General features: G+C 43.8%; 11 protein-coding genes. 2 read left to right on the top strand and 9 right to left on the bottom strand.

The genetic code is table 11. From position 1 onward, the window contains the following. The 4 genes from ACE1CC_RS33510 to ACE1CC_RS33495 all read right to left on the bottom strand — a co-directional run. Positions 1–75, bottom strand: a 75-nt coding sequence (locus ACE1CC_RS33510; protein WP_413268434.1) for a MerR family transcriptional regulator, incomplete at its 3' end; no start/stop codon positions are given. A 227-nt stretch (positions 76–302) separates the two neighbouring features. Next, positions 303–2,315, bottom strand: coding sequence for a transketolase (gene tkt, locus ACE1CC_RS33505; RefSeq protein ID WP_413274768.1), 2,013 nt, complete (start codon positions 2,313–2,315; stop codon positions 303–305). A 534-nt stretch (positions 2,316–2,849) separates the two neighbouring features. After that, the gene (fabF, locus tag ACE1CC_RS33500) at positions 2,850–4,106 is read right to left on the bottom strand and encodes a beta-ketoacyl-ACP synthase II (RefSeq protein ID WP_413274767.1); all 1,257 of its coding nucleotides are present in this window, start codon (positions 4,104–4,106) and stop codon (positions 2,850–2,852) included. A gap of 156 nt (positions 4,107–4,262) precedes the next feature. Next, positions 4,263–4,514: an acyl carrier protein gene (locus ACE1CC_RS33495; protein WP_413266336.1), complete on the bottom strand. Its 252-nt coding sequence runs from the start codon at positions 4,512–4,514 to the stop codon at positions 4,263–4,265. Positions 4,515–4,843: 329 nt separating this feature from the next. Between ACE1CC_RS33495 and ACE1CC_RS33490 the strand changes: the two genes are divergently transcribed. Next, complete coding sequence (locus tag ACE1CC_RS33490) at positions 4,844–5,740, top strand: CoB--CoM heterodisulfide reductase iron-sulfur subunit B family protein (RefSeq protein WP_413274766.1); 897 nt, start codon at positions 4,844–4,846, stop codon at positions 5,738–5,740. A 356-nt stretch (positions 5,741–6,096) separates the two neighbouring features. Here the strand turns inward: ACE1CC_RS33490 and ACE1CC_RS33485 are convergent, their stop codons facing one another. The 5 genes from ACE1CC_RS33485 to ACE1CC_RS33465 all read right to left on the bottom strand — a co-directional run bounded on the left by ACE1CC_RS33485 (position 6,097) and on the right by ACE1CC_RS33465 (position 9,482). Next, positions 6,097–6,537, bottom strand: a complete 441-nt coding sequence (locus ACE1CC_RS33485; protein ID WP_413274765.1) for an Hsp20/alpha crystallin family protein — start codon at positions 6,535–6,537, stop codon at positions 6,097–6,099. 194 nt (positions 6,538–6,731) lie between these two features. Then, the gene (gene lpxD, locus ACE1CC_RS33480) at positions 6,732–7,772 is read right to left on the bottom strand and encodes a UDP-3-O-(3-hydroxymyristoyl)glucosamine N-acyltransferase (RefSeq protein WP_413274764.1); all 1,041 of its coding nucleotides are present in this window, start codon (positions 7,770–7,772) and stop codon (positions 6,732–6,734) included. Between the two features lie 76 nt (positions 7,773–7,848). After that, a complete protein-coding gene (locus ACE1CC_RS33475; RefSeq protein ID WP_413274763.1) occupies positions 7,849–9,090 on the bottom strand; it encodes a BaiN/RdsA family NAD(P)/FAD-dependent oxidoreductase in 1,242 nt (413 codons plus the stop codon). A gap of 9 nt (positions 9,091–9,099) precedes the next feature. Then, complete coding sequence (gene rd / locus ACE1CC_RS33470; protein ID WP_413274762.1) at positions 9,100–9,264, bottom strand: rubredoxin; 165 nt, start codon at positions 9,262–9,264, stop codon at positions 9,100–9,102. A gap of 23 nt (positions 9,265–9,287) precedes the next feature. Next, positions 9,288–9,482 carry a hypothetical protein gene (locus tag ACE1CC_RS33465; RefSeq protein WP_413274761.1) on the bottom strand — a complete coding sequence of 65 codons (195 nt, stop codon included), beginning with the start codon at positions 9,480–9,482 and terminating at the stop codon, positions 9,288–9,290. 378 nt (positions 9,483–9,860) lie between these two features. Here ACE1CC_RS33465 and ACE1CC_RS33460 point away from each other — a divergent pair, with 378 nt between their 5' ends. Next, a complete protein-coding gene (locus ACE1CC_RS33460; protein WP_413274760.1) occupies positions 9,861–10,427 on the top strand; it encodes an SRPBCC family protein in 567 nt (188 codons plus the stop codon). Positions 10,428–10,736: the final 309 nt, after the last annotated feature.

Raw genomic sequence — 10,736 nt, 5'->3', positions numbered from 1 at the left:
GCCTTCCTGCTCCCATCTACGAAGTGTCGATGCCGAAACTCCAACCAAATCTCCAAATTCTGAAACCTTCCACATAACTTACTCATAATAGGCAACTATAAGTAAGTTTAGTTAATAATTTGCCGATTTAGTCAAGCTCTCAGGATCAGAAAGAATATTGAACTATAATAACCTGCTCTGGATTACAATAGTACATTTGTACTTAATTTAACCCTTTCTTTGTTTGTAAGCTCACAGTCTAAAAAGGCTCCCTAGCATAAGAGAGCCTTTTTGTCAAGCTAAATTTAGTCAGAGGTGGTGGATTATGCTAACAATGCTTGAGCCTTAGCTAACACATTGTCAACGCTAAAGCCAAACTTCTCCATACAAACGCCACCGGGGGCGGAAGCACCGAAGCGATCGATACTAACAGTATCGCCTTCAGTTCCCACATACTTGTGCCAACCAAAACTGCAACCAGCTTCTACAGACAACCGCTTGGTGACTGCTTTTGGCAGAACAGATTCTTTGTAAGCTGCATCTTGCGCTTCAAATAACTCCCAAGAAGGTAGAGAAACAACCCGAACTTTCTTACCTTCAGCGGTGAGTTTTTCCGCAGCGGTGACACAGAGGCTAAGTTCTGAACCAGTACCAATCAAAATCAACTCTGGTGTACCTTCACAATCAACTACGACGTAACCACCTTTGGTTACGCCTTCGATCGAAGTACCTGCTAAGTTGGGAACGTTTTGACGGGTAAACGCTAACAGGGTAGGCTCATTTTTCTTGGCTTTTTCGATCGCTACTTTATAAGCGCCAGAAGTTTCGTTACCATCAGCAGGACGAATCACTGTTAAGTCAGGAATCGCCCGTAAAGAAGCGATAGTTTCGATCGGTTGGTGAGTTGGGCCATCTTCCCCTTGTCCAACTGAATCGTGAGTCATTACCCAAATTACGCCAGCTTCAGACAATGCAGATAAGCGGATTGCCGCCCGCATATAATCTGTAAAAATCAAGAAGGTAGCGCCATAGGGAATTAATCCTGAACGATGCAGCGCCATCCCATTACAAATCGCACCCATCGCGTGTTCCCGTACCCCAAAGTGGATGTTGCGGTTTTCGTAATGCCCTTTCTGAAACTCACCAATACCTTTGAGTTCAGTCAAGTTGGAGTGAGTCAAGTCAGCAGAACCACCTATTAACTCAGGTAAAACTGGGCCGAGTTTGTTCAGGCAAGTTTCTGAGTGCTTCCGGGTAGCTACACCTTTGTCTTCCGGGGTGTAAGTCGGCAATACTTGATCCCAACCATCGGGCAATGCACCACTCAGGAAACGTTCAAATTCGGCTGCTTCTTGGGCATACTTAGCTTTGTATTCATCAAAAGCTTTGTTCCACTCTTCTTCGTAAGATGCACCGCGTTCTACTGCTTTGCGGGTATGCTTGAGTACATCTTCTGGGATGTCGAAGGGTTCGTATTGCCAGCCCAAATTGTCACGGGTCAATTTTACTTCGTCTGTTCCCAAAGCGGCACCGTGAACGCCTGCGGTGTTTTGCTTGTTGGGAGAACCATAACCAATAGTGGTTGTCACCTTAATCATGGTTGGTTTGTCGGTGACAGCTTTGGCTTCTTCAATGGCTTTAGCAATGCCATCTAAATCGGTGTTACCGTTTTCGACATGGAGGACGTGCCAACCGTAAGCTTCAAACCGCTTAGAAACATCTTCGGTGAATGCTACATCTGTAGAACCGTCGATCGAGATGTGGTTGTCATCATACAGGGCGATTAGTTTACCTAATCCCAGGTGTCCCGCAAAAGAACAAGCTTCGCCGGAAACGCCTTCCATGTTGCAACCATCACCGAGAATTACATAGGTATAATGGTCAACAATTTTGGCATCGGGTTTGTTGAATTTAGCGGCGAGGTGGGCTTCAGCCATTGCTAACCCTACTCCATTGGCAATTCCTTGTCCGAGTGGCCCAGTAGTAACTTCTACCCCAGGCGTAACGAAGTTTTCTGGGTGTCCGGGAGTTTTGGAACCCCACTGACGGAATTGTTTGATATCCTCGATCGAAACGCTATCGTAGCCCATGAGGTAAAGCAGAGCGTACTGCAACATGGAGCCGTGACCTGCGGAGAGGACGAAGCGATCGCGGTTAAACCACTGGGGATTTTTCGGGTTATACCGCATAAAGCGATCCCAGAGCACAAATGCCATTGGCGCTGCGCCCATTGGCAATCCTGGATGTCCAGAATTTGCTTTTTGTACCGCATCTACTGCGAGAAAGCGGATAGCGTTAATACAAAGTTCCTCTAGGGATTGAGTTGCAACAGCCATAATCTTTTCTTGTTAACGACGATCGGAAACTTGGTCGGTGTACTAAATTTTGGCGCTCTGGATCGCCCCAAAACATTATCACCCATCATCCCATTTACCGGAGCGATGGGCAAGTATTTTTGCTTATTGACATCCTCTCACCACTAATCGCCAGCGATGTAGCAGGAGATTCTTCCCCGGTTGCCCAGAGGAATTACTGGCTCATTCAGTCCGCTTAACTCCCTGTAGCTCTCGCCACAGTTAGCCAGAGGCGGGTCTGTCCCCAGTCATTCAGGATTTTGTCCTCAGTTCCCGGATGCCCTCCGGTACTGTTTTTTACATTAGTCTTGGTTTGGTAATTGGAATGAATTTGTCTGCGTTTACCTTACCAACTACCACTGAGAAAGTTAAAAGTTAAAAGGCAAAAGGCAAAAGAATAGCTCTTACTTTTCACTTTTCACTTTTCACTTTTTACTTTTTACTTTTTACTTTGTAGGGGCGGGTTGCAAAGCAAAATTTCCGATCGCAGCCAAACATTAATAACCAAACCCACCACTAGGAAGCAACGTACTTTTTAAAAGCTAATGTGACGTTATGACCCCCAAAACCAAAGGAGTTGGAGAGGGCAACTTCCACTGTTTGAGCGCGACTTTGATTTGGGACATAATCTAAATCGCATTCTGGATCGGGGTTTTCTAAATTGATCGTGGGTGGAACTCGATCGTTAGCTACTGCCATTGCCGCTGCTACAGCTTCAATGCCACCGGAACCGCCCAGCAAATGACCTGTCATCGATTTAGTGGAACTAATCGCTACTTGATAAGCGCTTTCGCCCAAAGCTGTTTTAATTGCTTTGGTTTCGTTGGAGTCATTAGCGGGTGTGCTGGTGCCGTGAGCATTAATGTAGCTAATTTGGTTTGGAGTTAAACCAGCATCTTTTAAGCATAGCTGGATTGCTCTAGCGGCTCCTTCTCCCCCAGGGACTGGGGAAGTCATGTGGTAGGCATCACAAGTCATGCCATAGCCAACGATTTCGGCGTAAATTTTGGCTCCTCGGCTGAGGGCGTGTTCTAGTTCTTCTAAGATCAGGATACCTGTGCCTTCGCCCATGACGAAGCCATCACGATCGCGATCAAACGGACGAGAAGCATGAGCCGGATCGTCATTTCTGGTCGATAATGCCCTGGCTGAGGAAAATCCCGCAAATGACAAAGGCGTAACAGCTGCTTCTGTCCCACCACAAATCATCGCTTGGGCATAGCCTCTTTGAACTAGGCGAAACGCATCTCCGATCGAATTTGAACCAGCGGCACAAGCAGTTACAGAGCAAGAGTTTGGCCCTTTTGCCCCTGTATGAATTGCCGTTAACCCCGCAGCCATGTTAGCAATCATCATCGGAATCATAAACGGGCTACAGCGATCGGGTCCACGATTTAACAGGATTGTTTGCTGATCTTCCAATACTTTCAGACCACCAATTCCTGTACCGATGATTACCCCCACCTGTTCTGCGTTCAGTTCGTTAATGACAAACTGCGCGTCTGCTAAAGCCTGCTTGCTAGCTGCAACCGCAAACTGGGCAAATCTATCCATGCGTTTAGCATCTTTACGATCCATATAGTCGTGGGGGTCAAATCCTTTTACCTCGCCAGCGATACGGCAATCATGCTTAGACGCATCGAATAAAGTGATTAATTCTATGCCGTTGCGTCCGCTCAATAACCCTTCCCAATACTCACTTAAGGTATTGCCGATCGGTGTAATCGCTCCCAGGCCAGTAACAACAACGCGCTTTTGCTCAAAATCTGTCATGATTCATCTATTAACTTGGGTTTCCCTGCCCAGAACGCAGAACAAAATAAACAATGGATAATCTCTGAGAGTTTAGGAAATTAGAGAGGTCTGATAATGCCGGAGCATGGCGAAGCGATCGCTTTTCTCCTTGAAAAAGCCTCTCCACAAGGTTTCTTATGCTGATGCCGCCACTTTGTCGTTGATGTATTCTACCGCTTGTTGCACGGTTAGAATCTTTTCGGCGGCATCGTCGGGAATTTCAATATCAAACTCTTCTTCTAGGGCCATAACTAATTCCACTGTATCTAGGGAATCTGCTCCTAGATCGTCAGCAAAGTTAGCTTCTGGTTTTACTGCGTCGGCTTCAACGCCTAATTGCTCTACCACAATGCCTTTTACTTTATCGAAAATTTCCTGTTCGCTCATAGCTCTTCCTTATCGCGGTTGCTAGAACTGCCTTTCCAATCAAGATTGTTCTAAGCATTTTTTAATCTTATCTGATATGGTGATCCCTCTATCATGTCAATAGCCAATTTTCTGATTGACACCCAAAATATTTTGCTGTGGTCAGTCCCGATCTTGGTTGAGGCTGACGCTGGGACTCTTGGGACTCTTGGGACAAGGATTGCGATCGTGGCAATGAAAATTTTCCTATCTAGCAAACTCCTGTAACCGCCCAAAACCCCTAAAAGCGCCATCATTAGGATAGGAACTACTATCCGGTTCTTGGTTACTTCACCAATAATACTTGACAAATGACTCTTAGATATGCTTACTTCCCCGGTTGTGTTGCCCAAGGTGCTTGCCGGGAATTATACCAATCAACAGCGGCTTTGACTAAAGCTTTAGGGATTGAATTAGTTGAGCTAAAAAAAGCCTCTTGCTGTGGTTCTGGCACTTTTAAAGAAGAATCTCGCTTGTTGGAAGATACTGTCAATGCCCGAAATATCGCTTTAGCAGAGGAGTTAAACTTACCTTTACTCACCCATTGCAGCACTTGCCAAGGTGTAATCGGTCATGTGGATGAGCGATTAAAAGAAGAATTGCAAACTAACCCAGCTTACATCGAAGAAATTAACGGCCTTTTGCAAAAAGAAGGTTGTTCCCCTTATCACGGTAATACTACGGTTAAACATCTCCTTTGGGCATTAGTCGGAGATTTTGGATTAGAGGAATTGCAAAAGCGAGTTGTTCTCAAACTGAGCGGTCTGAAGTGCGCTGCTTTTTATGGATGCTACCTGCTCCGGGCGCAAAAGTCTATCCCTTTTGACGATCCTCACCAGCCGGAATCAATGGAAAATGTATTTCGGGCTTTGGGGGCAACTCCTGTTTATTATCAGGGTAGAACTCAATGTTGTGGTTGGCCTCTTTCTAGTTATGCTACTACCCAATCTTTTCAAATGGCAGGAAAACAAATTCAAGATGCCATTGCAGCTGGTGCAGATTGTTTGGTAACTCCTTGTCCTTTGTGTCACTTAAATTTGGATTCCCGTCAACCAGAAGTGGAAAAGGTAATTGAGCAAAAGTTAGGTTTACCTGTATTGCATTTGCCGCAGTTAGTTGCTTTAGCTGTAGGTGTGGAACCGAAACAATTGGGTTTAGATAGACATATTGTTTCTACTCGTCCCATATTGGAAAAATTAGGCTGGTGATTCTTGACTGGGGAAGTTTGAGTTTTGAGTTGTAGGGAAAGGAAAAATTTTGAGTTATCACCTCGTCCCCTTGTCTCTCTCTCCTCTGTTGGTGCGATCTTGTAGCACGAGGCAAAGCCTCTATTTCTCGTGACCAGGTTGAACCTGGTCACGAGGTCTTGGGAGGTTCTACCTCCTTTCTGGAGCAAGATCTGAGTGTTGCCTTCAATGACCAAAATTTCTTTCTTTCTCACCGCTGATAATAAACCCTGAATATTTGTGGAGTTACTTGCAAATACTCAGGGTTTAAAAGTCAAGTTATGAATTCACTTCTAATGTTTCGATCGCTGAAATTATCAGCCGGAAATTTGCGGTTGTTAGTCGGTGAGGTTGACTTTGAAGACTTGGCGGCGTAGTTCTTCAGCTTTGGGCAGAGTTAAAGTCAAAATACCATTCTTAAACTCAGCTTTGACTTGTTCGTTTTCCACATGAACTGGTAGTTGTACTAGGCGTTGAAACTTCCCATAACGGAGTTCAGAATGATATAAACCTTTTCCCTCTGTCCGTTTTTCCGAGTGATGTTCACCAGAAATGGATACAGCTTCTCTGGTAACTTCAATGTTCAAGTGTTTGGCTTCTACACCAGGAATTTCTGCTCGTAAAATCAGGTGATTTTCCTCATCTTTGAGTTCTATTGCTGGTGCCCAATTGGTATTTCCAGCTTGAGGATTAATTTCCAGAAGTTCGTCAAACATCCGATCCATTTGACGACGGAGGGATTCCATTTCAGAGAATGGTTGCCAACGTACTAATCTCATAGATAACGCTCCTTTTGTCAACTTCTTGGGAAATAGAGTTAGATATTTTTTAAACCTCAGTTAAAGATCTAGGTTCAAGTTTTGTGGTTGTTCTTCCTGGCATCTTTAACTTACAAATATATAGTGCCCCAAGTCAGAGAAATTGTTAGGTCGGGAAACCCTACTAAGTTAGTACCTTTTTCCGATAATGGGGGCTACTTTTCATTAGTATGACGTTTCATTTGTCTAAAGAATTGGTACATTTCTGGTAAGCGGCTGTAGATGGCAGAAGCTTTGAGAAAGATTTTGTGAGAAACAGCAGGAATACCAGAGACAATTGTCCCGGGTTCTACGTTATTATGAATGCCTGATTTGGCAGTGGCGATCGCCCCATCCCCAATCACAGCTTGATTAGCAATTCCTACTTGTCCAGCTAATAAGACATTGTTGCCAACTTTCACTCCCCCAGCTAATCCTACTTGTGCTGCTAAGGCACAATTAGAACCTATTTGGCAACCATGACCAATATGTACTAAGTTGTCAATTTTGGTGTTTTGGGCAATCCGAGTTTCCCCGACTGCTGGACGATCGATCGTACTATTACAACCAATTTCTACGCCATCTTCTAATACAGTGCAACCAGATTGTTCCATTTTGAACCAACCAGATTTAGTGGGTACAAAACCGAACCCTTCGGCACCAATTACTGCGCCACTATGAATCACACAATTTGCGCCGATGATAGTGCGTTCATGAATGGTACAGTTGGCGTGGAGAGTGGTGCGATCGCCGATTTCTGCACGGGGATAAATCACTACATTCGGATGAATACAAACTTCATTACCGAGTTTTACACCAGCTTGAATTACTACATTTGGGCCTACATAAATATCTCTACCAATCTCCACTGAGGGATGAATTACCGCTGAGGGATGAATCCCAACATCGGGACGAAAAGGTTTATAAAATAAGGCGATCGCTTTGGCAAATAATAATCTGGGTTCAGCATCAGCTAACCAAGCAATTCCTCGTTCAATAGCTTGTTCCTGCAACTGTTCATCAGGCGGCAAAATCAAGGCGCTAGCGGTAGTTTCATTCACCATTGCCGCAAACTTTCCCCCTTCTATATAACTCAAAGTGCCTGTAGGTGCGTTATCGATCGGGGCTAAACCAGTAATTTCTGGATCGATGTCGTCGTATGATGTCAAGCTATGAAAAGGTACGTCTAGTTTTTGGACAATTTCGCTGAATTTCATGGTCTTTAAATATTTGATTGATCCCAAATCCGGCGTAGAGAACACAGAGAAAGAGGAAAAGCGAAAGGCAAAATTTCTAACTTCCCATTGCTTGACCAGCTAACCAAGCGGTTGTCCATGCACTCTGAAAATTAAATCCGCCAGTTACTCCATCAATATCTAGAATTTCCCCGGCAAAGTAAAGCCCCTGACAACACTTACTTTCCATAGTCTTAAAATTTACTTCTTTTAAATTCACGCCACCACAGGTAACGAATTCTTCCTTAAAAACCCCTTTGCCGCTAATCTGGTATTCACCTTGAGTAATTTCCTGGATTAATTGATTGAGGTTTTTATTGGAAAGTCCTGCCCATCGATCTTCAGAGGCAATATTTACACGGGCAATTAGATATTCCCACAAACGTCTGGGGACTAGAAGCGGACAAGTTGTGGAAATTTGCCGTTGTGGTAATTGAGATCTGACTGCTAACAATTGTTTGCGTAAAAATTCGGGGTTGGAATCAGGAACCCAATTAATTAGTAGATTTGCTTGGTAGTGATTTTCCTGTAAAATTCTTGCACCCCAAGCAGAAAGTTTTAAAATTGCTGGGCCGCTTAAACCCCAATGAGTAATTAAGATTGCGCCTGTTTGTTCAAAGTGGGTTTTGCCTGCTATTTGTAAGCGCAATTTGACTTTTTCGACGCTGACTCCGGCTAATTCTGTTAATTGTCGATCGCCAACATTAAAAGTAAACAAAGATGGGACTGGCGATACAATTTGATGACCTAATGCTTTGGCAATTTGGTAGCCTGAAGGGTTACTACCGGAAGCTAGAAGAAGGCGATCGCAAATCATCACCTCGCCATCTTTCAACCGCACTTCAAATTTGCCTAATTCTCCCCCCATTTTCCCAACTGAGGAAACTTTGACCTTTGTCCGCAGTTCTATTCCTAAATTTTTCGCGGTTTTGAGTAAGCAGTTGGCGATCGTCGCTGAATCATCAGTTACAGGGAACATCCTGCCATCTGACTCAGTTTTGAGTTCCACACCTTGCGCCGCCAACCAAGCAATCATATCCCTTGGCTGAAAGCGACTGAAAGCGCCCCGCAAAGCTTTACCGCCTCTAGGATAATACTGCACTAACTCGGCTGGTTCAAAACAAGCATGAGTCACGTTACATCTTCCCCCACCAGAAATCAGCACTTTGGTCAAGGGTTCATGACTTGCTTCTAAAATGGTAATTTCTACATCAGGATGAGCTTGGGCGCAGGCGATCGCACCGAAAAATCCTGCCGCCCCACCACCGATCGCTAAAATTTTTATTGGTTTTACACTCAAGTTAATCAACTACTCGTCGTAGGGTTCAAAGTCGTCTTTTCCTGCCCCACAAACAGGGCAAATCCAATCTTCGGGGATATCCTCAAAGGCTGTACCTGCTTCTATACCTCCATCTGGGTCGCCTTGTTCTGGATCGTAGATATAACTGCAAACTGTACATATATATTTTTCCATGTTTGCTATTCCCTAACGAGGTTTTACCATACTGTTTCTTGCAAATAGCTGAGTATGCCTGCAATTACACAAAACAGTATTAACACCCAAATTATGCCACCTGGAAGAAAACTGAGGATAGCCATACCTCTGAGTACCCAAACAACTAAGGTAATGCCGAGAATTAAACTAAAAATCGAGATAAATCTCCAATTCCCTGGATTCGGTGTTCTAGCCACAATCTTGTTTCCGAAATTCGTCTTCATTATGCCACAGCGATTTCTTCACCTGTGTTTATTGTTCTGTTTGTTTGTTTAAAGTGCTGGATGCCTGACTGAGGATAAATACATAGGAGAAAGGAGAAAAATCTTTGTGCTCTCCAAGTTTTCCCAGAGAGATATTTTGTTTAAATGACCGAATTTAACGATAAATTGGGTAATTTACCCATATCATTAATCTTGAAGCCAAAAATTTTCCAAATCTTTATTCTAACTTTGCAGTTTCTTCAACTGATCTGGGTATTTTGGTAAATAGGCAGAGAAGAACACCTAAGTTTTTTAGGGAACTTCTAGCTCTGGACTGTATTCCCTATTAGTAATTAAGTTGCTTAAGCGATCATGACTACACTTTGTATATCTGAACCTTCTGTGAGTGTAAAAAACGTGGTGTGGAATCAACAACAACAGAAAGCTTTGCTGTCTGGGGAAGTTTTGCTGGAAACTAGAACTCACTCAGCTTGGGGTGGTGCTTGTACAGCTTCGATGTACTTGCCTTGTCAGCGATCGCACGCTTGGCAACAACTAACTGATTATCCCCGTTGGGTACATTACTTCCCTGACTTAATCCGTAGCGAAGTCATCAATAGAGGAGATAGTCTCAAAAACAAGCGTCTGTATCAAATTGCCCGCAAAGCTTTCTTAATGTTTTCTGCGGAAGTAGAAATTTACTTAAAAGTGATAGAAGTGGTGCAGCAGCAAATCCAATTCCGTATGGAAAAAGGCAGTTTTAATGACTTTACTGCTGATTTAAAATTACAAGATTGGAGTAATGGTACTTTGCTTACCTATAGCGTCCAAGCAACCCCTACTATTCCCGTACCTTCTCTTTTTATTCAACAAGCAATGCTCTTAGATTTACCAGCTAATATGCGAAAGATGCGTCAAGTTATTTGTGCTGCTACTTAAAACTGGTTCGGATTGTTATCTCCTCACACTAATTCCGTTTATTTAAACTAGGACTTACGCAAAGGCTCTATTTGTAGGGTGCGTTAACTAAGCGTGTAACGCACCATTCCACTTAAAAATGAAAATACGGAAGAGTTAAACCATTAACTCTTCCGTAAAAATGTTTATTTTAACAAAAATGTCGGCCGAAGTCCCTTGCCTAAAATCTCCGATTTAGTTGGGGATGAATGACGACGTGCGACCTGAACTGGTCGTCTAGTACGAGGAACCCTGTCCTCTAGGAGATTCACACCTCCTACCCCCACGTAA

Source organism: Floridaenema aerugineum BLCC-F46 (genome assembly GCF_041929345.1).
Taxonomy (GTDB): domain Bacteria; phylum Cyanobacteriota; class Cyanobacteriia; order Cyanobacteriales; family Aerosakkonemataceae; genus Floridanema; species Floridanema aerugineum.
This window is presented reverse-complemented; position numbering and strand designations above follow the sequence as displayed.

Coding starts and splice junctions, on each gene's coding strand:
- tkt (WP_413274768.1), bottom strand. CDS start 2,315: ATGGCTGTTGCAACTCAATCCCTAGAGGAACTTTGTATTAACGCTATC.
- fabF (WP_413274767.1), bottom strand. CDS start 4,106: ATGACAGATTTTGAGCAAAAGCGCGTTGTTGTTACTGGCCTGGGAGCG.
- ACE1CC_RS33495 (WP_413266336.1), bottom strand. CDS start 4,514: ATGAGCGAACAGGAAATTTTCGATAAAGTAAAAGGCATTGTGGTAGAG.
- ACE1CC_RS33490 (WP_413274766.1), top strand. CDS start 4,844: ATGACTCTTAGATATGCTTACTTCCCCGGTTGTGTTGCCCAAGGTGCT.
- ACE1CC_RS33485 (WP_413274765.1), bottom strand. CDS start 6,537: ATGAGATTAGTACGTTGGCAACCATTCTCTGAAATGGAATCCCTCCGT.
- lpxD (WP_413274764.1), bottom strand. CDS start 7,772: ATGAAATTCAGCGAAATTGTCCAAAAACTAGACGTACCTTTTCATAGC.
- rd (WP_413274762.1), bottom strand. CDS start 9,264: ATGGAAAAATATATATGTACAGTTTGCAGTTATATCTACGATCCAGAA.
- ACE1CC_RS33460 (WP_413274760.1), top strand. CDS start 9,861: ATGACTACACTTTGTATATCTGAACCTTCTGTGAGTGTAAAAAACGTG.